The organism is Arcanobacterium hippocoleae (assembly GCF_031456295.1).
In the GTDB taxonomy this organism is placed as follows: domain Bacteria; phylum Actinomycetota; class Actinomycetes; order Actinomycetales; family Actinomycetaceae; genus Arcanobacterium_A; species Arcanobacterium_A hippocoleae.
The window spans coordinates 1,498,241-1,521,689 of sequence record NZ_JAVDUJ010000001.1 but is presented as its reverse complement, the minus strand read 5'-3'; the positions used below and the strand labels follow the sequence as shown (position 1 = coordinate 1,521,689).

At 48.1% G+C, this 23,449-nt stretch carries 19 protein-coding genes and 1 tRNA gene; 9 read left to right on the top strand and 11 right to left on the bottom strand.

The genetic code is table 11. The features are described from left to right. The 3 genes from J2S36_RS06420 to J2S36_RS06410 form a co-directional block, all read right to left on the bottom strand. Positions 1-2,064, bottom strand: coding sequence for a dipeptide/oligopeptide/nickel ABC transporter permease/ATP-binding protein (locus J2S36_RS06420; protein ID WP_309956671.1), 2,064 nt, complete (start codon positions 2,062-2,064; stop codon positions 1-3). Positions 2,065-2,070: 6 nt separating this feature from the next. Continuing rightward, positions 2,071-3,051, bottom strand: coding sequence for an ABC transporter permease (locus tag J2S36_RS06415; RefSeq protein ID WP_309956669.1), 981 nt, complete (start codon positions 3,049-3,051; stop codon positions 2,071-2,073). Positions 3,052-3,173: 122 nt separating this feature from the next. Further along, entirely contained in the window at positions 3,174-4,745 is a 1,572-nt protein-coding gene (locus tag J2S36_RS06410; protein ID WP_309956667.1) for an ABC transporter substrate-binding protein, read from the bottom strand. A 70-nt stretch (positions 4,746-4,815) separates the two neighbouring features. Here J2S36_RS06410 and J2S36_RS06405 point away from each other — a divergent pair, with 70 nt between their 5' ends. Further along, entirely contained in the window at positions 4,816-5,595 is a 780-nt protein-coding gene (locus tag J2S36_RS06405; RefSeq protein ID WP_309956665.1) for a FadR/GntR family transcriptional regulator, read from the top strand. 119 nt (positions 5,596-5,714) lie between these two features. After that, positions 5,715-6,884, top strand: a complete 1,170-nt coding sequence (locus tag J2S36_RS06400) for a sialidase family protein (protein WP_309956663.1) — start codon at positions 5,715-5,717, stop codon at positions 6,882-6,884. Here the strand turns inward: J2S36_RS06400 and J2S36_RS06395 are convergent. Together J2S36_RS06395 and aroD are read right to left on the bottom strand one after the other, a co-directional pair. Continuing rightward, complete coding sequence (locus J2S36_RS06395) at positions 6,881-7,363, bottom strand: PaaI family thioesterase (protein ID WP_309956661.1); 483 nt, start codon at positions 7,361-7,363, stop codon at positions 6,881-6,883. The genes J2S36_RS06400 and J2S36_RS06395 overlap by 4 nt on opposite strands. Positions 7,364-7,436: 73 nt before the next feature. Continuing rightward, a complete protein-coding gene (aroD, locus tag J2S36_RS06390; protein WP_309956659.1) occupies positions 7,437-8,183 on the bottom strand; it encodes a type I 3-dehydroquinate dehydratase in 747 nt (248 codons plus the stop codon). A 174-nt stretch (positions 8,184-8,357) separates the two neighbouring features. Between aroD and J2S36_RS06385 the strand changes: the two genes are divergently transcribed. Next, entirely contained in the window at positions 8,358-8,960 is a 603-nt protein-coding gene (locus tag J2S36_RS06385; RefSeq protein WP_309956656.1) for a hypothetical protein, read from the top strand. A gap of 17 nt (positions 8,961-8,977) precedes the next feature. Here the strand turns inward: J2S36_RS06385 and J2S36_RS06380 are convergent, their stop codons facing one another. After that, positions 8,978-9,670: a response regulator transcription factor gene (locus J2S36_RS06380; RefSeq protein ID WP_309956654.1), complete on the bottom strand. Its 693-nt coding sequence runs from the start codon at positions 9,668-9,670 to the stop codon at positions 8,978-8,980. Between the two features lie 37 nt (positions 9,671-9,707). Continuing rightward, entirely contained in the window at positions 9,708-10,976 is a 1,269-nt protein-coding gene (locus J2S36_RS06375; RefSeq protein WP_309956652.1) for a sensor histidine kinase, read from the bottom strand. A gap of 257 nt (positions 10,977-11,233) precedes the next feature. Here J2S36_RS06375 and phoU point away from each other — a divergent pair, with 257 nt between their 5' ends. After that, complete coding sequence (gene phoU / locus J2S36_RS06370; protein WP_309956650.1) at positions 11,234-11,920, top strand: phosphate signaling complex protein PhoU; 687 nt, start codon at positions 11,234-11,236, stop codon at positions 11,918-11,920. Between the two features lie 319 nt (positions 11,921-12,239). Here the strand turns inward: phoU and J2S36_RS06365 are convergent, their stop codons facing one another. Together J2S36_RS06365 and J2S36_RS06360 are read right to left on the bottom strand one after the other, a co-directional pair. Continuing rightward, positions 12,240-17,162 (bottom strand): S8 family serine peptidase, encoded by a 4,923-nt coding sequence (locus J2S36_RS06365; protein WP_309956647.1) that lies wholly within the window; start codon positions 17,160-17,162, stop codon positions 12,240-12,242. Positions 17,163-17,497: 335 nt separating this feature from the next. After that, positions 17,498-17,570: transfer RNA gene (locus tag J2S36_RS06360), tRNA-Lys, on the bottom strand. 268 nt (positions 17,571-17,838) lie between these two features. Between J2S36_RS06360 and J2S36_RS06355 the strand changes: the two genes are divergently transcribed. Further along, on the top strand, positions 17,839-18,582 hold the full coding sequence (locus J2S36_RS06355) for a CDP-alcohol phosphatidyltransferase family protein (protein ID WP_309956645.1): 744 nt from the start codon (positions 17,839-17,841) through the stop codon (positions 18,580-18,582). Positions 18,583-18,719: 137 nt separating this feature from the next. Here J2S36_RS06355 and J2S36_RS06350 read toward each other — a convergent pair whose 3' ends face one another. Next, positions 18,720-19,664 carry a hypothetical protein gene (locus J2S36_RS06350; protein WP_309956644.1) on the bottom strand — a complete coding sequence of 315 codons (945 nt, stop codon included), beginning with the start codon at positions 19,662-19,664 and terminating at the stop codon, positions 18,720-18,722. Positions 19,665-19,765: 101 nt separating this feature from the next. Here J2S36_RS06350 and murJ point away from each other — a divergent pair, with 101 nt between their 5' ends. The 4 genes from murJ (at position 19,766) to J2S36_RS06330 (ending at position 22,895) form a co-directional block, all read left to right on the top strand. Beyond that, complete coding sequence (gene murJ, locus J2S36_RS06345; protein ID WP_309956643.1) at positions 19,766-21,454, top strand: murein biosynthesis integral membrane protein MurJ; 1,689 nt, start codon at positions 19,766-19,768, stop codon at positions 21,452-21,454. A 125-nt stretch (positions 21,455-21,579) separates the two neighbouring features. Continuing rightward, entirely contained in the window at positions 21,580-22,017 is a 438-nt protein-coding gene (locus J2S36_RS06340) for a phage holin family protein (protein WP_309956640.1), read from the top strand. Continuing rightward, positions 22,014-22,385, top strand: a complete 372-nt coding sequence (locus J2S36_RS06335; protein WP_309956638.1) for a DUF3618 domain-containing protein — start codon at positions 22,014-22,016, stop codon at positions 22,383-22,385. The genes J2S36_RS06340 and J2S36_RS06335 overlap by 4 nt, the downstream gene beginning before the upstream one ends. A 246-nt stretch (positions 22,386-22,631) precedes the next feature. Beyond that, positions 22,632-22,895, top strand: a complete 264-nt coding sequence (locus tag J2S36_RS06330) for a DUF3073 domain-containing protein (RefSeq protein WP_309956636.1) — start codon at positions 22,632-22,634, stop codon at positions 22,893-22,895. A gap of 169 nt (positions 22,896-23,064) precedes the next feature. On the opposite strand, the gene J2S36_RS06325 is transcribed toward J2S36_RS06330, so the two are convergent. Beyond that, complete coding sequence (locus tag J2S36_RS06325) at positions 23,065-23,406, bottom strand: sterol carrier family protein (protein WP_309956634.1); 342 nt, start codon at positions 23,404-23,406, stop codon at positions 23,065-23,067. Positions 23,407-23,449 lie beyond the last annotated feature (43 nt).

The following is a 23,449-nucleotide window of genomic DNA, read 5'->3' as shown; positions in this document are numbered from 1 at the left end:
TCAGGCTTCCCCTCCAGTAGCAGCATTAGCTTCCACATATCGCGGAGCTCGTTTATAGACGCCTTCCTTATCAGGAAGTGCAGCATAGACGTGGTTCGGACCGACCGTCTCAAATTCAAGCCGGATATCAGTACCGTAATCTGGATGCGAAGAGCGCGGAGCGAAACGATCACCGCTTGGGAAATCCTTCGGTGAAGGCACCACGCCCGGCACTTGATGCAAACGCCCGGAACCGGATTCAATCGAAAGCACTGCTCCAAGCAAGCCCTGCGTGTATTCGTGAGTTGGATTCGTGAGGAGTTCTGAGGTTGGAGCCTGCTCTACGACCTGCCCTGCATACATTACAGTGATCGAATGGGCGACTTCAGCTACAAGCGCTAAATCGTGCGAAACGAAAACCATTGCAAAACCAAGCTTTTCCCGCAGTGTATTTAGTAATTCGATAACCTGCTTCTGTACCGTCACATCCAGCGCGGTAGTTGGCTCATCTGCAATCACTAACTTCGGATCGCGAGTTAACGCCATCGCAATCAGCACACGCTGGCGCTGCCCACCAGAAAGCTCATGCGGATACGATTCAAGAGTCCGCTTTGGATCGAGGCCAACAAGCTCAAGTAACTCTTCCGCAGAACGCGTACCGCCACGCGAAGTCAGCTGCTTCATCTGTGATTTGATCAGCATTGCTGGATTCAGCGAGGAAAGCGCATCCTGATAAATCATCGCCATTTCGTGTCCAAGCAAGGAACGTCGTTCTTCTGCTTTCATCTTCAGCAAATCACGACCAGCGTAAAGAATTTCGCCGGAAATCTCAGCAGCCGGATCGATCAAGCCCATAATCGTGAGGGCCGTAATCGATTTACCACAACCAGATTCGCCTACTAGCCCCATCGTCTCACCCTTATTTACGGTGTATGAAACATGATCGACCACATTCACATCACCATGACGCGGGAACTTGATACACAGATTCTTTACTTCAAGGAGCGGCTCTCCCTTACCGGCAGCAACGAACCGATCATTGCGCTGTGTTTCGACAGCTTCAAGTGCATCCAGCCGTCCGCGCAAAGACTCTGCCTGCGCCGCATACGCCTGACGCGGATCAAGTAAGAGCCGATCTGCTTCACGCATACTTTTTGCATCCACTTGCGCCACTGCAACGCTCTTTGGTGCAGCCACCATTGCGTCCGTGATTCCTTCAGAAATAATATTCAAACAAAGCACCGTAATCATAATGAATAGGCCGGGGAAGAATGCTACCCACCATTTTCCAGTGAGAATGCCGCCAGAAGTATTTGCTTCCGAAAGCACATTGCCCCATGTTGGCACCATTGATGGCTGCAATCCAGAACCGATGAAAGTCAACGAAGCTTCCAGAATAATTGCATCTGCCACCAGCACTGTTGCAAATACCAGCACAGGTGCAAGAGTATTGCGCATCACGTGCTTGATCAGGATCCATGGAGCACGTGCGCCGGAAACGATCACTGCCCGCACATAATCTTCACCATATGCAGCCATCACATTAGCACGCACCACACGCGCAAGCTGCGGCGTGTAAACAAATGCAATCGAGCAAATAATCACGATCAGCAAGCCGATCTTGTTTCCAGCATCGAGCAATTGGGAAAATACCAGTACCGTAACTGCTGCCATTGCAATTCCTGGTACCGCCATCACCACGTCAAGCACGCGCATGATCACTTCCGAAATCGATTTGCGCACGACAGCAGCGACTGAGCCGATGATCGCACCAAAAACTAATGCAATCAATGCCGACATTAGACCAATGACGATCGAGTAACGCCCGCCGTACATCAAACGAGAGAATACATCTCGACCTACCTGATCAGTACCAAACCAGTGTTCTGCACTGGGAGCTTGAAAAATCGCACCCGAGGAAACAAAATCTGGAGCATGTTTCGTGATTAATGGTGCACATATTGCCAATAGCACCATCAATGCAATCATGATCGCCGAGAGCCGCGAACCAAGAGACATATTGCGCCAACGCGTAAACTTCGCGCCTTTTGCCGTCACTTTTGCGAGTTTAGCTTTCTTATCCATTCCGACTCACACTGCCCTAATCCGCGGATTGATCAGCAAATACAGCATGTCAACGATGATATTGACGATAATAAATGAAAGTGCCACTACGAGTGCTGCGCCCTGTACAACTTCCACCCAGTTTTGCTGAATCCCTTTCAGTAAGACTTGCCCCATACCATTGAGGTTAAAAATAATTTCAATCACGACGGCACCGCCCATCAAATACCCGACACGCAAACCGAGCACCGTCACTGGGGTGATCAGCGCATTACGCAATACATTGCGACCAATCACAACTCGTTTCGGGATGCCTGCGCCAAGCGCTGTCCGCACATAATCTCGATCAAGTTCTTCCACCATTGAAGTTCGCACCACGCGCGTCATCTGCCCGATCACGGGGATCGCGAGCGTAAGCGCCGGTAAAAACATGCGCATCAGCCAAGTGCCAAAATCTGCACCTGCTCCGAATAGTACTGGCTGCGCACCAGTAACCATTCCGGGATAAACTTTCAAACCAATCAGCACCAGCATTGCGCCAAGCCAGAAAGATGGAGTACCGATCGACATCACCGAAAGCACACGGATGACTTGATCCGGCCAACGATCACGATAAATCGCTGCCAATACCCCAAGTGGGAACGAAATCAGCACGGCAATGATCAAGCCAAAGAAAGTCAATTGTAAGGTGACGGGAAGAGCTTGCCCAATCCACTCACCTACAGAAGCCTGTGCTTGCCCATAAGAACCAAAATCACCTGCCAGTAATCCCAGCAGATAATTCCAGTAACGCACGAACAACGGCACTGGCGCACCGTCAGGATATGCATATCCGTTTGCAATGCGGAATTGCAGCATCGCTTCTGGTGTAGCACTTTCGCCTAATGCCGCGCGTGCTGGATCCACTGGCGACATTGCCATAATGAAGAAGACTAGGATTGTAACTCCGATTGCCATGATCGGTAGCGCAATCAATCTTCGCCCAACAAGACGAAGTAGATTATTCACGATTTCTCCCTAACTATCACTGAGCTATAACTGGTTTTCAAGCTGCAGAAAGCGGAGGGATGGAGACGGTATCCCCGCCCCTCCGCTTTCTGTGGAGCATTATTTACTCAGATTAATTTGTGTTATTTTGCAGCTACACCCACAAGCTCAAGACCTGTTGTGGCAATGGACTTTACACCATCAAGTTTTGCTGGATTCCAGCCGGTGATCATGGTGCGGTGGAAGAGCGGGTAAATCACAGCCTTTTCGGCGATGATGTCTTGTACTTCGCCCCACTTAGCTTTTGCTTCTGCTGCTGGAAGCTTTGAAGCTTCAGTGATCTTCTCGGAAATCGTCTTAAATCCTTCTGGATCAGATACTTGCAGAGCACCGCGCTTCTTGGTCCAGACGTTATCGCCGTACCACCAGTTGATGATGATTCCTGGATCAGAACCGAATACGGATGGATCACCAGGTGCAAGCACTACATCGAAATCAGCAGCACCCTCTTTATCTGTCTGCTCATATACTGCAGCAGATGCTACAGACTGAACGTTTACCTTCAAACCAGCAGCTTCCAGATTCTGCTTGATTTGTGGTACGAGCTGAGTAATCCACGGGTGATCAGTGGTCAGCAAGGTGAATGTTGCACCTGCTGCACCGCCTTTAGCAAGAAGTTCCTTTGCTTTTTCAGTATTGAATTCATACTGTGTAGCAGCCTTCTTGTATGCTGCATTTGCTTCTGGAAGGAAGGAAGTAGCCTTGATTGCCTTTCCGCCCATTACTGAATCGATTAGCGTCTGAGTATCGATTGCGTAATGGAATGCTTGACGCACTTCTGGCTTATCGAATGGCGCCTTGGTGGTGTTGAACATGATGAATGGATTGTTGTATCCCGGAACTTCATCAATCTTCCAGCCAGCGCCCTTGAGCTGATCGATGAACTGGAATGGAACCGTTTCCATTACGTCGATCGTGCCACCGAGAGCTGCCGTTAGACGAGCATTGTCATCCTTGATTGCCTGCCAGTTCATCGTCTCAACCTTTGCCGGGAACTTTCCGTTGTAGTGCGGATTAGCCGACATCTTGATTTCAGTCTGGGTAATTGAATCGTACTTGAATGGACCAGTGCCGACTGGCATCTTGGTGAGATCTTCGTCAGTTGCCTTTGCTGGCACGATCTTTACGTCTACCAAACGCTCTTTGAGATTGCCGAATGGGTACTTGAGCTTCAAGCTCACGGTGTGCTCATCTTTAGCTGTTACCGAATCGACAAAATCGAAGAACTGCGCGTAAATATTGCCTTTCTTTGCAGTGCGGGCATATGAAGCAGCTACGTCTTCAGCTTTCACTTCGCTGCCATCAGAGAATTTTGCACCGTCACGAAGCGTGATTTCGTATTCGGTATCGGATATCTTCTTCGGCTCATCCTTGGCAAGTGCGGCATAAACCGAGTAATCAGCCATATCAAACTCATAGAGCCCTTCAACCACATGCCAGTTGGTGCCCATGGCAAGTGCCGAGGAAGTAGTTGACGGATGATAGTTGGTGGTTTCATACGCAGCACCTAAACTGATCGATCCCTTCGGACCGCCTCCTGCTTCTGGCTTTGCATCTGAACCTTTATCGGCGGCACCGCCACCGCATGCTGAGAGGGCAAGTGCTGCTGCAGCCACAACGGCTGCACCCTTTGCCCAACGCTTAAATGAACGCATTTGTAATTCCTCTCCTTTGAGTCATGTCAAGCAGTAGACCTGAATCAATTCCGCTTGTAAAATACATCGTATGTTGTCTGACAAATATTTGCAAGAAGTTTTCACGGAAATGTCGCAGGGAAAAATCCAAACTATCGATCCCGTCCCACCAAATTATGAGCATCGCTCAAAATCAACGATGAATGCGGTGAAATCATACATTTTAGAAAACGGTCTTAAATCTGGCGATCCACTCCCGACTGAAGCAAAACTCTGCGAAACTTTAGGCGTTTCCCGTTCATCTGTACGCGAAGCATTGCGCAAACTGGAAGCCCTGGATATTGTCACCACCCGACAAGGGTGCGGATCTTTTGTCGGCGAAATGTCAATGCAGCCAATGGTCGAAACGCTGATCATCCGCACCGCACTCCAGCATTCAACCGGAGATACATCACTTTCCGAAGTAGTGGCGATCCGTCGTGCGCTTGATCTTGGAATCGCAAGCGAAATCGTGACGGCAATGAAAGGCACGGAAAATCCGCAAATCTGGGCAATCGTGGAAACAATGACCGCGAAAGCAAAAGCCGGCGAAACATACTTTCGCGAAGACATCGAATTTCACTCAGAAATGCTTCGCTGCTTGGGAAATAATCTGATCCAACAGCTAATGTCTGCAATGTGGCTAATCCACCAAACCACAATTCCAAAAATGAAATCTAATATCGATCGCGAATTGAAAAATACTGCCGGAGCACACCGAAAAATGCTTGTAGCCGCAGAAGCTGGAGATTTAGCTTCCTATATCGAAGCGATCGAGCAGCATTACGCACCTCTGGAACAATTACTCAAAGTAAATCAGCAACAGCACTAAGGCAAACTAAGGCAACTAGCATCTCCAATTCACGATTTGCATTCACATTTATCCACAATCACACACAAAGCAATATCTCAAACAGATAGCGCGTTATCCGTCACTTTACAGGCACTCATATGAATAAATTTCTCCCAAAAATCACGCCTTTTCTTGCCCCAGCAAATATTGCCGAAATTGAAAGTGCGCAGCAAAAATCGTATCCCGCACGCAAACTGCCAGAAATTGGTGAAATTAGGATCCCCGCAATCGCAGAAATAAATCACACACTTTACGCTTTCTTTGACGTCCGCCCAAAACCTAAAGGAAGCTTAAATGGGAATGAATTTAACGGCAAAACACTCGCTTCTGATTTACCCAATCCAAACCAAATCTATTATTGCCCACTAACCGCACCACTGCATTCTCAGCCGCTACACACACTTTGCCCACAGATGCCACAGATTTCCAGTGATACTGCAATCGCAACAGATCCCTTTTCTGGCGAAATCCACATTGCCTTTGCGAGTATTCCAGAAAATTCACAAACCGGGTATTTTGATTCCAGGTATGACGGTGAGCATTTGCTCCCTGGCTTACTTTTCGGCACAGACTTAAACACATTGACATACCGTCCGCTAACAGAACTCTATGAAATTCTGCCAGCGCCTGACGGAGAGCCACTACACCCCGATGCGATTTTCGCTACTTCAGGCTCGTCGATCACACACAACGGCGCAGCATTATTGCCATATATCGCGCGCAAGGGAAAAACTACTTTCAGTTATGTCATACATTTTCGTGCAGGTGAGATCGCAGCTATTTCTGATCCAATCACCACACCAAATACACTCTTGGACGAAAGTACACTCGCAAAAATTGATGGAAAAATCTGGATCAATTCGCGTGTGCAAGGATTCGTAGGCGTCGGTTCTGGGCAACGTTACCTCGCCAACAGCACTGACGGAATCCATTTCACACGGCCAGTCCAGTGGCTTTTACCTGATCCCGGTTGTAACGCGAAACAAATTGGAAAATATTTCATCCACCCGCATTGCACAATAGCACGGAAAAATGGAGCAATTATTAATCTCCCCGAAGAATTTTTGCATGCTCCAAATCTGCGTATTTCCGACGCTACACCTGCCACATCTCAACCGATCGTCAATTTTGGCTCCGGTAGCTTTGGATACTGTGATGCCGCAATCTCCGAAGGAAAATTAGCCGTACTTTTTGAGTATGATCACGGATTATCCTTGGCTGAACTCCCCGACTTTACCTCAGATCCAGATCCGTCTTCACAAATCTAGATTGATTCGACTTGCCGCACAAAAGTACATGAATGCGATCCGGAAGCTGTACGCTGCCCATCGCTGCGATAAAAGTCGAGCCGATAGTTCACTATGCGCCCCTCATTGAGTCTTGTAGCTAAACAATATACTCGTCCTTCACGCGCTGGAAGCAAATGCCGCACACTGATTTCAATACCGACAGCCATCGTCCCTTCACGCGCCAGCAAATTGGCAGCAATCGAAGCGGTAGTCTCACCCAATAATGCAGCCGCCCCGCCATTAAACAACCCATAGTATTGCGCATTCCCTGCCACCGGAAGCGAACAAAGCATGTATTCAGCTCCCACGATATGCGCTTGAAAACCCTGCTTAAATACGTCATTTCCACGTACGAAACCATATTCGCCACTCAGATTTGGCAAACCGGCAAGAAATTCGGCACGCGCCCGCTCTGAGGTCTGTGGTGAAGTAAAATTCTCAATTGCTGCTTTCAGCATTTCTGCTCCTTCGCACTTGGTTCGCCAATATTGACTTAAATCGCCTTCGTAATCCGCGAAATTTGCACCTAGCTCACCGTCCAAGCGCCAGCTTTAATTCGCTCATCTGTGGCTGCCCGGGCGCTGAAGCAGCTCCAACCGCCACAAAAGTAGCAATTGACCCGTATTTCCATCCTTCGAGCCGCGAGCGCTTCCCAGCTTCACCCATTGCCAAAGCGATCAGCGGACGATGATGATCCGTTGCTACTTCTTTCGTTACCCGTAAAAGCCGCGATGTATCTTCTTCCGAATTTGCAGTGACGGCTAACTTCGCTACTATGCCTGGAATTTCAAGCATTTCCTCAAATATCAACCGCAGCATTAAATCATCTGGAGTCTCGTTCCAATCATGGTGTGAAACTACGACTGTATATCCAGCCTTCAGTGCTTTTTCTGCGAACACTGCTGCCCCAGCAAAACGCGACTCAAGATCCACCCCGATTCGTTTTGCGGGAGCAGCTAGATGCCCTAGCGTATCAAGCATCTCGGCAAAGAGTAGCCGATATCGTCCGTCACTGATCTTAGCTTGCCCACCTTGTTCAAGAGTGCGTAAAGTCAGCAAAATCGGCACTGACGTCTGTTCCAAGATTGGCGACAGTACTTCTCGCCCGATTTCAGCAAAGCTCAAATTTTGATGTGTCCCGAAAAGAAAATCGATTCTCCATTCGATTACGTCAGCGCCTGCAAGCTGTGCTTCAATTGCCTCTTCCACCAATTTCGCGCTGGTAGTGCCGGTGATCGGGACGATCAAACAGGGAGGAGTAGCTCCTGTAAAAATCATCTTTCCTCCTTCCATCTGAGCCTGAGTGTGCTACGTTTTGAATCCGATCTGTAATCTATTCATCGTCGCATCGTCTGATGTAATAGTATTGTACTAATTCAATCGGTTACGCGATGTCTTAAAAATCGCACTTCGCCTTTAGGATAATCAAAACACTTCTACACAAGGAATCTGATGGGTCGGAAGAATATGAACCTGACGGGCACGATTTCGGTGCCGGTCATCGCCGTGATTACGAGTATACTGTGCGCAGTAGCATTAATTCTTGCTTTTACTTTCCTCTTCCGCACCAATGCGGAAATCGTACACGGAAAAAATACGAACGAGGTTGTCACTTTCAACCAAGAAGATGAATCCGAAAATTCCTCCAGCAAGGCCAAAGCACAAGAAACAACGCAAGAGAAAGCAGCAAAAGCTGAGCTAGAGCTCACGCGTCCCGCTCCAGAAAACGCCATCGCTGGAAGTGAATTTAAGGCGCCATCAGGAAATATCTCCTGCGCATTTGGCGACGGCGTATCCTGCACTATTTATAAATACACGTTCAAAGCTCCTGAAGGCTGTAAAGGCGCACCGATCACTTTTAACGTGACCGAAGATAGCACGAGTGCGAATTGCGGGCGTACAATCAGTTCCGATAAAGAACTCGCATATGGAACGTCGATGCAGCATAACGGCTATGCTTGCACCGTGACCGAAACGCAAGTTGATTGCTGGCATGAAAAGACCGGAAATGGTTTTACCGTCGCTCGCGAAACGGCATCTTATTCCCAAAACTAAAAATTAAACGTGCCTAATCAAGGTACGACGATTTTGTATCCGAGTCCGCGCACCGTTACCAGTAGTTTCGGATTTGCCGGATCAGTCTCGATTTTTCCACGGATCCGCTTCACATGCACATCGAGAGTTTTGGAATCGCCAATATAGTCGATCCCCCAAATTCGATCAAGAATCTGCGAACGCGTCAGCACTCTACCTGGATTTTCCATCAGATATTCGAGTAGTTCATATTCCCGCAACGGCATCGAAATTGGCGTACCATTCAAGCGTACTTCGTGCGCGCTCGGATCAAGCTGCAATGCTCCAATCGTCAGCACCTCTCGCTCCGGTTCGTTATTTTGAGCCAATACATGGCTGCTGCGCCGAAGCAATGCCCGCACTCGTGCCAATAATTCACGATACGAATACGGCTTGGTGAGATAATCGTCGGCACCGATCTCTAAGCCGACCACCTTATCTATTTCCGAATCTTTCGCCGTCACCATAATAATTGGCACCTGCGATACTTGCCGCAGCCTGCGGCACACTTCAGTGCCAGAGACTTTCGGCAACATCACATCAAGTAAAATCAGATCAATGCTCGGGCTGAATTTATCAAGTGCTTGTGCACCATCAGATGCTTGCACTACAGCAAAACCTTCGCGTTCGAGATTAAACGCGAGAGTTTCACGGAGTGTTGGTTCATCTTCTACAAGCATGAGTGTCGTCATTTTCTGTTCTTCCTCTTAGTGCTCTATTTACTTCGCTTCACTTGCGATTTACCTCAATGGCTACATTCTGAGCGGATCGATCCTGGCGTGATGCCTCAGTTTGCGTCAAACTGATTGTGACCATTCCTTCCGTTATATCAGACTGCGAAATCGCTGCTGAGGGCTGTGCTTTTTGATTTTGTTCGTAGATCTTTGGCAGTTCAATTGTGAAAGTCGAGCCGCGCCCTTCCTGACTCCACAAATGCACCTTCCCGCCATGATCTTGCACCACATGTTTCACAATGCTTAAACCCAACCCGCTACCGCCTGTTTCGCGCGAACGTGCACTATCACCGCGAAAGAAACGTTCAAAAACGCGATCATGCAGCTCTTGTGGGATTCCTTGCCCAGCGTCTACCACAGCAATCGATACTGCATTACGAGTGCTTGAAATCCCCACTGAAACTCTTGAGTAAGCTTTTGAATAGCGCACTGCATTATCAAGGAGATTCCGCACAGCCGTCATGAGGAGTGAATAATCTCCATAGACTTCAAGACCATGCTCACCGCCACGAGAAAGTGTGATCTGCCGTGATTTTGCCACTACTTCGATCCGCGCCAGCGCTTCATCCACAACTCCGTCAATCGAAACAACCTGCGGGTCTGAAAGTGCATCTGTCTCCTGCAACCGCGAAAGTTGAATAATTTCCTGCACCAGCTCAGCCAGGCGTGCCGATTCGACCTCCAGATTTCGCGCAAATTTTTGCACGAGTTGTGGCTCTTCCGATACTTGCGTGATCGTCTCGGCAAGCAGCTTAATCCCCCCAATCGGGGTTTTTAATTCGTGCGAAATATTCGCGATAAAATCACGACGGGTTTCATCAAGACGACGTTTTTCTGTTTGATCTTCAAAGAAAATTATCACTCGTTCAGCATTCACCCGCGTAATCCGCGCCCAGATTCGCCGGGAACGCCGCTCCCGTTTCAGCGTTTCAACTAAATCAAATTCGACATCGCGTGTTTTCCCCGTCGAAAACACTTCACGCACCATTTCCGCAATATTTGGCCGCAGCACATCTTCGATAATGAAACCAAAAGCTTTTGCCAGCTGGGCGGCACGGAGGATTTCACCGTCCGCATCCACCACGATATATCCTTGCGGAAGCGCATCTAACATTAACATTACGTGTTCTTGCGCCTGCTCTTTTTGCGCTTCAATTTCACGGCGCGCCTTGGCATGCCGAATCCAATATTCGGTGTACCAGATACCGGCAATAGTAGCAGTACCGATAAATAAACCGAGGAAGAACACAAACGCAGGGTGCATAAAATCAGCCTATCCTTGCTCTCATCTGAATACCTACTCGCTTGGGAAATCGTATACTCATTGTTAACCTTTGGGTAGGAATTAATTTAAATAAAGATGTTTGAATTAGTTCTGAAAATGTGTCAATCGTGGCATCAGCAGCTGTGGCATTCCGTCCGCTACGAGATGCGTAGCAGCTCATGTGATTGTTGACGGCTCTAATTCTACTTTCAAAATCAATTCAATAAGGCGAAACACTACTTCATAAAGGAGCGCAAATGCGTGAACAATTCAAGGCTCAAATGGGGCAGCTCAACGAAACCCTCATTGCTGAAGCCAAAGCAGCAGCAAAAGCAATGAGCCGCGCAGCAACCGCATTGGCTGACGCAAACCTTTCAAAAGCTGAAAAAGTAATCGATGCGGATAAGCATATCGATCTCTTGGAACGCGCAATTGACGAAATGGGTGTATCACTGCTTGCACGCCAGACTCCTGTGGCTACCGATTTGCGCGTAGTCGTCTCTGGCTTGCGCCTCTCTGCCACACTTGAGCGAATGGGAGATTTGGCACGGCACGTAGCATACGTAGCTCGCGGACGCTATCCAGAGCCAGTAGTTTCTGGAGAGGTACGTGATTTACTGCTGCAAATGGCTGAACATGCGAAAATCGCAGGCGAGAAGATGGCAAAACTGATTGAAACAGAAGATCTTGCGCTTGCACACGAAATTGAAGCTGAAGACGATTTGCTTGACGAGTTACACTTGCGCACCTTCGATTATGTACTTGATGAAAATAATTCCTACACCCGGCAGGAAATCATCGATATCGTACTCCTTGGCCGATATCTTGAACGTTATGGCGATCATGCCGTCGCCGTCGCTCGCCGAATGCAGTATGTAGTACAAGGGCTCCACCAAACCACTGATCCATTTGCCAAAGTTGATTTGACGGAAGTTGCAAACTAACCTCTGCCGTGCTCCACTTTCCCGTGACGGCAGTTTGCAGGAATGTTTCATGATCGGAACTTACCTGGAACGAAAATGTAATCTCCAATCACCTGAATCATAACTGAGTATGTACAAAGGTTTGGGGCGCATCTGATCCTGGATGCACCCCAAACCTTGCATCAATTTGCCGACGAAAACAGCTCACTGTCTGCTGAACTTTTTCACAAAGCCGCTTATAACGCTTCAGACCCGGTTGCTGTAATCTTTGCCATTGTGTATTTTCCTTGGATAAACCTCCACAATTGGCTTTTTGACTTCACATGAAATCAACTGATCATCACCGATTGTTTACCTGCGCAAAGTTCACCTTGCGCAGGTAAACAATGGTAAAACCAAGCAGGAATACCAATAGTGCACCTGCAAGCAGTGGAGATACTGTTGCACCAGTCGAAGACAAACGGGCTTTCGCTCCAGACGACTTCATTTCTGTAGCATTTTGATCCTTTGCAGATTGATCAGCACCTGGCTGATCAGCTTTATCTACAATGGCACTCTTGCCTGGAATCAATGAATCTGCTTTTTCCTTATTTTCCGGAGTCTCCATCGCCGAATCTGGTTTCTTCTCTTTGCCTGGAACTGGTGCGACTGGATCTACCGGCTGCTCCTCTTTACCCGGAGCTGGCACAATCGGATCTACCGGCTTTTCCGCACCACCCGGAACTGGTGCGACTGGATCTGGCTTCTTTACCAACTTAGTTTGCGCAGCCCGCAGTGCAGTAACAGCAGCAGTAACCTCCTTTTGAGACTGCGGAGCAGCCAATACATCACGCGCATTAGCCAATGCAGCAGCAAAAACCTGCCAAGTCTCAGGAGTATAATCGCTTTCTTGCAAAGCGGCCCCAGCTGCTACCGCAGTTCTCAAGTCATCAGTATTCACACTAGGTGCCGGCACGACCGCGCTAAATGAAGCAACCCGAGCATTGATCATGAATTGCCCTTTTTCATCTGGAGTGCCCCATGCGCCATTGATCAACTTAAAGCTGCGATCCGTGCCGTCAGCTTTCGCATCAATACCAAGAGAAATTCGCTCTTTGCCGTCAGTGAGCTGAGTATAAGACACATAGTAGGAGCCATTGACGGCAACTGGATATGGCATCGCTACTTCGATCCACTCACCTCCGCTGCCAGCTGCAACATGCGCCTTAACTGGGCCAACAAGCATTTTACCTGGAAGACCATCAATATCGTCAGCGTCCCACAACGTCCACTCGAAATCTTGCGCAACAGAAGTCCGATAAACAAAGAATCGAGCTGATGTGACATAATCGCCCTTACCAGCGTCAAACATTACTGCAGCAGTCTTGCCTGCAGCCATCGTGATCAAAGCCGAATCTGTATTACCGGAATCATAAGCGATCCACTTTGGGGCACCATGCGGCACAGCAGCGGCAAGCTGAATCTCAAGTGGGCTGTTTGCTCCATCCAAAACCTCGAAAGAGCGATTTGTTTCAAGATAACCAGGAGCTCCAACTCGCACAAAATACATTCCAGGTAGCAATTTAGCTGTTACCGCTTTTTCCACCTCGAAAGTCGATACTGGCTTTGAATCGTCTTTCTTGTAGACGGTAAGACGCGCATCAGGCACCGACTTACCAGCATGATCCTTGACTGTAAATGTGATTGTTTGTTCCTTTGCCTGCTCCAAATGGAAATCACGTTTCACGATCTCACCATCGACCAGTTCAACAACGACCGATGCAGGTTTATACCCCGGAGCTTGTGCCAACACGGTAACCTTGCCGGTGCTTCCACGGAGCAGATAAGCGCCAGATCCTGCTTCGGTTGAAACCTTTGCCCCACGTTCAAGAAGCTCGACAGTACCTTCACGGACAGGAACCCAGGAATCACTGACACTGGCATCATGCGCAGACATCCGACTGCTTACTGATGCGAGCGCTCCAAGATGCGGGAGCGGCAAATCTTCCCCACCTTGCACGGCAAGATGCGCTTGAGCCGTACCCGGTTTTGGATCCGGAATCTGCGCATCAGCAGTATCGGCAAAGATTACGTCATCAATATACCAACCACCGCTGAAATCAGTGATTTCACTGCCGGTATTGAGCACAAAACGAACCTGCGTCTTTTTCCCCAGACTCTCTTGGGGAAGCTTTACCCCATCAACATGCCAAGCATTTCCGATCCGTAATTGCGTCTTTTTGTCTGCCGGATCCTTTTCGTCGATTTTCTTTTCGTCAAGGGTAAAGATTTCTTTCCATGCACCACCGTTGGAGCGAACATAGACATGAGCGATGTCATCATCGTAGCTGTTCCATTCATCAAACCCGTTCCGCCCGCGAGTATTGAACCACTGCTGCCAGTACATCGTAACGTCTGTGTAGCCCGATAAATCCATTTCAGGTGAAATAAGCGTATATGTGCTCTTACTCTTGCGATAGTCATTCAGAACGGTGGCAAAAACATTCGGACTATCCGGGTTCTTACCCGCCATTTGAGTACTCATCGGTGCTTTACCATTATTTTGTGCATCAGGCACATTCGGAACACCACGTTCAAATACGTTATTTTTGCTATCTGGCTCGCTCTTCCACCCTTGCTCATCCGATTCAAAATTGAAGGATTTAATTTCTTTACCTTGCGTAAATGTGCGTTGCAGCGTTTCGGAGGGGTCAGACTCAGTAGCGCCTGCAACAGCAGTCACGTAATAGGTGTATGTGCCTTTTTGCGGAGTAGGGTAATCGTTGAATCTAATTGCATATTTTTGAATTTCCGTTCCCGTGAGCTCTTTCACCTTCGCAAAGGTTCCGTTATCGTGAGCTCGATATAAACGGTAAGCACTCACGTTCTGATCCTTCAGCGGCAGGAAGCTAATGAGCGTACGCCCGTTCGGGAATTTATCGATTGTGAGATCATTGTCAATCTTTGACGGCTTGGATTCTTGCGCTTTTTCAACAGCAATATCGTCAATGAACCATCCGCTAGTATCATGTTCAGCTTTCCACACCCCGCGCACACCAAACATGACGCGAATTGTCTTGCCTTGATACTTCAAAAGATCCAACTGGGCGCGTTCCCAATCAGCAACCCGATTCTTGTAAACGCGCTGTGGTTTTTCTTCCCACGTGACCTCCCCTGTTTTACCATTCACTTCACCAATCCACACTTCAGCAGTGTCATAGGTGGCGTACTCGTAATTATCAAGATCGAACCAATGCTTGAAGCTGAGAGCCGCACGATCAGTTTTCCCCAGAGAAATCGGAGGAGTAATCAGCACGGAATCTTTCATGCCTTTATAGCCATTTCCATCAAGCCCAACAGCAACGATTTTTTCGCCCGATGCCGCAGGTTTCAGAGAATCTGCCGGCTTCCCCCACATCCACATGGGAGTTTCGCCGCCCATCTCAAAACCGTCCGTCCCCGCTTCGAAATCTTCTTTCCAACCAATTTGCACTGCCGACTTTTGCTCAAAAGCATATTCCTGCGTACAAGCTTCTTTCTTCGTCCGGTCTACAGCACAAATCTGATATGCAGCGTCATCGCCTTGTAGCGTTTGCGGTGAAATCACAAACTCGTATGTGCCCGAGATCTTGTTGCCTGCAATTAATTTCATTGCATGAGAACGTGATCCATTTGCTTTGTTCATGATCTTGAGTGTCACATTTTCGTTCCCACTATCGTCAGTAACCCGCGCAGTCAGATCCGTAGTTGTTGCCTGATAAAAAACACGAACAGGTGAGTGAGCTATCTTCGGCGCATCCGCATCCACGCCTCGCACATAAACATTCCCCTGAATTGACCCAATTTTCTGCCCAGGCAATGCCATCTCAACAGCGAGCGCAGCGTTCACCTTACCGACACCGTATGCATGGTTCGGTGTATCAACATGTGTGAGATCCGTAAGTGCGGTAGCAGAGTTCTTCAGAATTTCTTCGAGCTCGGTCAGCTTAAGCTTTGGATTGGCACTCAAAACAAGCGCTGCCACACCTGTCACATGTGGTGCAGCCATAGAGGTACCAGACAAAATCTTCATCTTATGCTGCAGATGCGAGGAACGGATATTCACGCCAGGAGCGACAATATCCGGTTTCGGGTTGCTCGTAAACCGCGATGGGCCACGCAAAGAAAACTTCGCAACAAGATCATCACTGCGCAGTGCACCTACCGCAAAAGCTTCCGGGAAGGATGCCGGCTGAGTAATTGACCCTTTCCCTCCAGGAGTGTTTTCGCCAACATTACCAGCAGAGAAAACCGGAAGAATCCCAGCATCACGCCACTGCTTGAGGGCATCACGGAGAAGCTCGTTAGTGGAAGAAGTACCCCATGAATTATTCACAATGCGTGGAGCAAGTTCAGGATGCGCCTTCCCGTTGCGATCAACTGGTGCCAGCATCCACTGCATTGCTTTCAGCAAACGAGTGTCGTTTGTTTCGCCGTTCTGATCAAATACACGAGCAGCAATGAAGTTTGCATTCGGCGCTATCCCGATCAGGCTGGCTTCATTTGGATCAGAGCCGAGAATAGTGCCGATCACATGGGTGCCGTGCCCGCTTGAATCTACTGGATCAGGAGAATTACCAACCGGATCAAACCAGCTCAGCGATTTATCTCCCGTATTTCCACGCCATTTTGCTTTTAGCCCCGGATGGCTTACATCAACTCCAGAGTCGATGATCCCCACCGTGATTCCTGTGCCGTTATATTTTCCTTGCAGATCTTCCGAAACACCTATTTGCTGCAGATTCCACGGCACGTGCTTTGCTGCTGAACGCTCACCGAAGCTGGATAAACGCGCTCCAGAATCTTCAATGACGGGATCAGCTGCGATTTTATGGTCAACTTTCACTTCAGCAACGCCAGGAGTTTTCGCAAGCGAAAGAGCTACTTCTTTCGTGACAGTTGCAGAAACAGCATTGACGACATAGAGTGATTCAACCTCCCGCGCCCTGTTTCTTTCCGTTTCATACGCGAGCTGATCTAAAACATTCTGTTGGCTATTTTTCGCGGTATCGATCAGCCCTTCGACATGCTCGATTTTTTCTTCCGCAGTAACAGCGGGGCGATCGCCGCTTTCCTCCTGATCTTGCATCACAACAATGACAGAGTGCCAGGAATTATCAGCAGACTCAGATATTTCTCCTGCAATATTTGCGGCTACTGCGATTTGCGCAGTGCTCACAAAAGACGTGGCAGCCACTGCCCATAAAGAAAGTGCCATTAAGGCACGTTTTGCGTGTCTGTACACGAAACCTCCTGATCGACGATGACAAGAGCATATTTATACCTTGCTTTTACTGGTCGGCGCATCGTCATATATCTCTATTCCGTCCCAGAAAAGCCAGAACTTAGGATACCCTAAGTTCCAAATATGCGACGGAATATGCAATCAGAGTTTCGTAAATTTCATTCACCCAAATTTGCAATAAAAGTATGCCTATCCCTGCACAATTTCCAATGGCTCTCGTATTGCCAAACACTAATAAACAAGCGGGATAAAGCAATAACACAAGGCAAAATAAGGGTCGGGAAAAGAAAAATCCCTGATATCGAAATTACGACGATATCAGGGATGTAAAATAGTAGGCCCCGTGGGACTCGAACCCACAACCTACGGATTAAAAGTCCGCAGCTCTGCCAATTGAGCTAGAGGCCCGCTGATGAGAATTAATTTTAATTCCAACAGTCGATTATTTAGTTTAATACTTTCTCGCGCATAACGGAAATCGTCATCCAAAATCACATTTTTACCCCTCGCTCAGGAAAATATAAACTTACAATCTCTGTGCGTGCCACTCGCCCACACATCCACACCCCACTACACTGAAACGTTACCTACATAAACAAAAATAAAACTCGTAAAATTAGTGTTCTCACACTACGGACCACCCAAGATCCAAAATTTCTCACGTACTATAGCTACTATGAATATCAATACTCCAAAGACACCACATTCCAGCTCCGCAATAATCAAAGCATGGGGCGTGCATGCCTTCACCCTTTCTGGCCTGTTCTTCGCTTGCCTCGCAGTACTCGCAATGAGCGCGCACGAATTTAAGGCAATGTGGCTTTGGCTCGGTATTGCAATGATCATCGACGCTCTGGACGGCACTTTTGCCCGCAAGGCACGCGTACAAGAAGTAATCCCCTGGTTTGACGGCAGTATTGTAGACATCGCCGTCGATTACCTTACCTGGACATTCATTCCAGCCGTATTCATGTATATCGCCTTACCGATGGGTTCAAAACCGCTCGCAATGATCATGATGATCACTATCGTGGTTTCGTCAATGTTCTGCTATGCAAATAAAAACTGGAAATCTACCGACTATTACTTCGTCGGATTTCCTGCAGCATGGAATATCGTGGCAGCAATTTTATGGGTGCTGCAGCTCGGAGCAGTCGCAAATATCATCGTCGTAATTGCGCTTGCAATCCTGACTCTCGTCCCTACCTACTACACGCATCCGTTCCGTGTAAAGAAATATATGGCAATCAATATTGCTGCTGTGTTCGGGTGGATTATTTCAATCGGAGTAATGATCACGATTTTCCCAAACACCTCGATTTTCGCAAGCATCGCATTTTGGATCACGGGCGGCTGGTTCCTCGCAACTGGTATTATCCGCACGATCGCGAATCGCCCAGACAAAGATGTATTACAGTAATAGCTGTGCGCCATAGCCCGCCGAGCAGCAATCGCTTGTAATATCAATACTTCACGCAATGATCGAGCGATCTCTTCCCGCAGCAGCCGTCGCTCACACTCATTTCACGATTTTACATTAGAATCGCAGCAGTGTATTCAAGCCTGCGGTGCCTCATGCGTCAACACGGCTTTTGCCAACACTTTGCGCACTTCCTTATCGCGTTGCCAACGATACAGCTCAATCAAAATCGCTCCCAGGATCATTCCTGCCACGATCAAATTCACTGATGCTGGATAATGCCGTCCGTGCATCCAAAAATAAATGTACGGAGCCATAAACGTCACGATCGTTACCACTAGCCCAGCCACTCGCCGCAACCAGGTACGCCCACGGAAAATCTCAATCAGCCCCCACGTGTACGGAATTGCAGAGATCACATCGATTCCCCAAAGCACCCAAATATTCCCTTGAAAATGCGGCACAAATACGACCGGCAATGCGCGCAAAGAAGAATAGATAAACACTACCGCATAGGCAATAAAAGTGGGCGAGTACATCGCCCGATGCAATAGCGACCGGACGATAATATTTACCTGTGCGTCAATTAAAATTTTGAAGTTCGCAGATGAGATCGCTTTTGAATCGATCCCATCGAGATGCTTCCGCACCCACGCCAACTCCTCCGGCGTACCATTCACCAGCCGCCGCAACAACTTTGCCGGATTCACAGCCACTGGCACTACATCCCGCACATCGCCATAACGCCGGATCGTGCCATGCTCAGGCGCGCATATCGCACCAGCACGCACTACTACGTCTGCACCAAAAAATTCTTGTGCCTTCGCAAACTGCTGCACATCAATCAAATCAAGCCAGAGAAAAATCCGTCGCTCAATCGCCTGACGGAGCTCCGCGCCAAGTAGATTTCCGGCATCACTTTCCAAATCACCGCGAAAACCGCTCAGTGCGTTAACATCCCACACGCGTGATGCCGTCAGCGCACCTACCCGATCCACATTCGCTTCTTGCGCAACCACCTGCGGGTCGAAGCTCACTTGACGGGTCAGCGGAATTTCAGTTACTGAATATAGTGAAAACACCTCTCTAGCTTGCCACACAGCGGGAGTAGATGTTCAATACTGAGGTGTGAGATTATCAAAAATGAGCAATAATCCTTGACGCGAAAGCGAGAATAAACCATATGGCGCCCCAAAAAAACAGTCCGCAAAAGGCTTCAGTGGCAAAATCATCGCTGATCATGGCCCTTGGCACGTTTGTTTCACGCATTCTCGGCATGATTCGCTCACCGATTTTGCTCACTCTCGTAGTAGGCTTAAATTCTCCGATTGCAAGCTCATTCGATGTCGCTAATCAGCTTCCGAATATCGTCTTTAACATTATCGCTGGCGGGCTGATCAACGCCGTCCTTGTACCTGCGATCGTGCAAGCTGCACAGCGCGAGCGCGGAGATGCTTCCCAATTCATCAATAAGCTTATTACGCTTTCAATCGTAACCCTGGGGCTGATCACCCTCGTGATCACATTGTGTGCACCTTTTATCGTGACGGCTTTTGCTTCCACAATGGATCAACAGTGGTATCAAATCACCGTGATTTTCGCATACTGGTGTTTGCCGCAAATATTTTTCTACGGGCTTTATTCGGTATTTGGGCAAATTCTGAATGCACGCGAAAGCTTTGGCCCATACACTTGGGCTCCCGTACTGAATAATGTGGTGGCAATTATCGGATTTCTGATCATCTTGATCGTATTTGGCTCCCCTACACTCCCGCAAACGCAAGATGTGGCAGTATGGACCGGTTCACGTTCACTAGCGCTGGCAATTTTTTCGACTTTTGGCGTAGCAATGCAAGCCTTGATTCTTTTCCTGCCAATGCGCTGGGCTGGGATCCGCTACCGCCCTGATTTTAATTGGCGCGGTACTGGACTTGGCAACGTCGGGAAAACTTCCTTCTGGGTGCTTCTGACCACGTTGGCGGGAATCATCCCCACGATGATTCAAACAAACGTTTTCGCTGGCACGCTACCGCGCGCCAAAGCGCTGGGCTTAGATCTCGACACTGTTGCCGGAAACGCCGCTCACACTGTCACTAACTCGATATATTACCTACCGATTTCACTCGTGGCAGTTTCGATTACAACCGCTACGTTCACGAAGGTTTCCCGTGCTGCGGCAGCGCAAAAATTCCGGCAAGTAAGTGCCATCTCAGCGCGGACGGCGAATACGCTTGCCAGTTTTTCTTTCCTTGCGACCACGCTGATGATTGTTTTAGCCTATCCGATAGCGCGAGTGTTCGTACCTGGCGGGAGCAACGGTGAAATCAATTCACTCGCATGGTTGATCATGGTCAGCTCGGTGGCCGTCACTCCGGGCGGATTGATATTGGTATTCAAAAATATCTGCTATGCATGCAATGCCACTCGGGCTGCTTTTTTTGCGATTTTTCCGGCACAAATTACGGTGGCTGGCGGGATTCTGCTCTGTGGTCTGTTCCCGCCGCAATATACTGTGCTTGCTGGTGAGGCACTCTTCATCTTCACAAATAGTCTCAGTGCCTTTGCATTGATGTGGTATTCACGCAAACTTATCGGGCATATCGGCGGTTGGTACATGCTTCGTACGCATCTGGCACTCATGTTGGTGACGGCAATATGCGTGACTCTGGGTTTATTTACGATGCATAAAATTGGTTTTGCGGTAATTTCAGCAAATATATTCATCGCCATGCTCACAATTATTTGTGCAAGCATTATCATCACTGCACTTTATTTCGCATTTGGGAAGCTGTTCCGGATTTCTCAAATTGATCAGATGCTTGATTTCTTGCGGAAAACCTTGCGGAAATTCACTTCCCGCAGTACATACTGAGCTTGCGTTAAGAATATTAATAAATATCTCTGAGTGCGAAAATCAAAATATCGGTAGAATCCAGGTAGAAGGCAACTCAAATCCTCAGTAGAGTTGGTTTTAATCGACTTTCAAAGGAGTTTCCGATGGCATCATATGAACACTTAAATGAATTAAAGGGTAGTGAATCGAAACTTGGTGCCAGCTCTACTTCAATTGGTGAGCTGGTAGCAAAGATTACCGCACAGATTTCAGCAATTGTCCGGAATGAGATTAAATTCGCTGCCATGCAAGGTAAAGCGAAGGTCGCTAAGCTCGGGATTGGTGGTGCGCTCTTTGCGCTTGCTGGTTTGCTTGGGCTTTATCTTCTCGGCGGGCTACTGCTCACTGCCGTTTTTGCATTCGCATTGATCGTACCGCTGTGGGCAGCATTCTTGATTGTTTCCGGGATTATTTTCCTGATTATGGCGATATTAATTGGTGTGGGCGTGGCAATGTTTCAGGCTTCCGCAAAACATCAGCCTAGTCCTGCACCTGGTTTCAAAAAAGATTTGCAGGCCGTAAAGAAAGGAATTGGCAAGTGAACGAGCAACTTAAAGCAAAAGAAGCTGCAGAAATTGCAAAAGCACGGCTGGCGGCACAAATGAAGCGTCCAGCAGATTACGATCTGGCTAGCGAAGATGATCGTAGCATTTCCGAAGTTGAAGCTGATTTGGCGCGGTTGCGCCTTGAGCTCACAGCTACTGTAGATGAGCTTGCCGGACGGCTTTCGCCAAAAGCTTTAGGTGCGAATCTGAAAACGGGAGCGAAAAATTCAGCAACGCATCTTGGTGTAAAGACGAAGGAGTTCGGAAATAACGTAATTAACGGAGATCCAGCTGCTTTGAAAAAAATTGGGATTGCTGTGGCGGCAGTAATTTCGCTAGTTTTATTGCGTAAATTCGGTAAATAGTATTTAGATTCTTATCTGGCATACAACGGCTTGCTCTGCAAAATACAAATTTTGGCAATTCCACGAGATTCAAAATAGCGCAGTAAAACGGCTATTTTGCAAGTGTTTTTGCAGATGGATCTAAATTCATGTGTGGCCCTATCTGGAAAGCGCACGAATTTCAAGGTATCCTATTCTCACGGAAGTAATTAATGGTTGTGGGTTGATTTTTCAGCCCAATTCGAGATACAAGGGGAGGTCGACCCAATGGGGCGCGGCCGTCAACGAGCAAAACAGCGCAAAGTCGCACGCGATTTGAAGTACTTTAGCCCAGATACCGATTACGCCGCACTTGAACGCGAGCTAACGGGGCACGGCAACACTTCATACTCTGATTACGAAAAGTATGATCAGTACGATTCGGATGAAGATTACGACGCATACGCAGAGTATGCGGCAAAGTATGATATCGACGACGATGAAGAAAACGATCATCTTGGCGCCGATTCGTACAAATCGTGGGACGATTGACGATTAAAATCAAATCCATAAATATCAGTGCTTTAACAGGTGGTGTTTGGATAAAACAGCAACCTGTTAAAGCACTTTTCGTATTTTGCCCTCACGCTTGCATGGCTTTTCGAGTATTGCGGATTCAGTGTTGTTAAATTTATTTTCTGAAAATTGTGCTTGGTAAAAGTTACAGCATTGGAAAATAGCGTGAAAGATTCGCTCGCGTACCTGAATAAGTGATTTTATCTGGATTGACGGCTTGACCCGTTGTGACAAGTTCAAGCCATGTTTCTCCATCCATTTCGACTACGTTCGGTGGAGTACCCCGCCGATGCTGAAGCCCCGCAATCGCTTGCACGGCTCCGATCCACGGAATTCTAATTTCTACAGCACCACCAGGATGCCGTGCGGCGAATTCTTCAAGCGTATACCGTACAGCAGTCCGGATTTCGCTTGTAGTCAGCTGCTCGCCTTCCAGATAGCGCGAAAGCGCCGCTCTGCCTGCATCAATATCTGTCCGTCTTTTCATACCAGACATTCTATCGATACCCTCAGCAAAGCGGCACTTTCTA

Excerpts from the sequence above, each read along its gene's own strand:
- J2S36_RS06420 (WP_309956671.1), bottom strand. The coding sequence starts at position 2,064 with ATGGATAAGAAAGCTAAACTCGCAAAAGTGACGGCAAAAGGCGCGAAG.
- J2S36_RS06410 (WP_309956667.1), bottom strand. The coding sequence starts at position 4,745 with ATGCGTTCATTTAAGCGTTGGGCAAAGGGTGCAGCCGTTGTGGCTGCA.
- J2S36_RS06405 (WP_309956665.1), top strand. The coding sequence starts at position 4,816 with ATGTTGTCTGACAAATATTTGCAAGAAGTTTTCACGGAAATGTCGCAG.
- J2S36_RS06400 (WP_309956663.1), top strand. The coding sequence starts at position 5,715 with ATGAATAAATTTCTCCCAAAAATCACGCCTTTTCTTGCCCCAGCAAAT.
- J2S36_RS06395 (WP_309956661.1), bottom strand. The coding sequence starts at position 7,363 with ATGCTGAAAGCAGCAATTGAGAATTTTACTTCACCACAGACCTCAGAG.
- aroD (WP_309956659.1), bottom strand. The coding sequence starts at position 8,183 with ATGATTTTTACAGGAGCTACTCCTCCCTGTTTGATCGTCCCGATCACC.
- J2S36_RS06385 (WP_309956656.1), top strand. The coding sequence starts at position 8,358 with ATGGGTCGGAAGAATATGAACCTGACGGGCACGATTTCGGTGCCGGTC.
- J2S36_RS06380 (WP_309956654.1), bottom strand. The coding sequence starts at position 9,670 with ATGACGACACTCATGCTTGTAGAAGATGAACCAACACTCCGTGAAACT.
- J2S36_RS06375 (WP_309956652.1), bottom strand. The coding sequence starts at position 10,976 with ATGCACCCTGCGTTTGTGTTCTTCCTCGGTTTATTTATCGGTACTGCT.
- phoU (WP_309956650.1), top strand. The coding sequence starts at position 11,234 with ATGCGTGAACAATTCAAGGCTCAAATGGGGCAGCTCAACGAAACCCTC.
- J2S36_RS06355 (WP_309956645.1), top strand. The coding sequence starts at position 17,839 with ATGAATATCAATACTCCAAAGACACCACATTCCAGCTCCGCAATAATC.
- murJ (WP_309956643.1), top strand. The coding sequence starts at position 19,766 with ATGGCGCCCCAAAAAAACAGTCCGCAAAAGGCTTCAGTGGCAAAATCA.
- J2S36_RS06340 (WP_309956640.1), top strand. The coding sequence starts at position 21,580 with ATGGCATCATATGAACACTTAAATGAATTAAAGGGTAGTGAATCGAAA.
- J2S36_RS06330 (WP_309956636.1), top strand. The coding sequence starts at position 22,632 with ATGGGGCGCGGCCGTCAACGAGCAAAACAGCGCAAAGTCGCACGCGAT.
- J2S36_RS06325 (WP_309956634.1), bottom strand. The coding sequence starts at position 23,406 with ATGAAAAGACGGACAGATATTGATGCAGGCAGAGCGGCGCTTTCGCGC.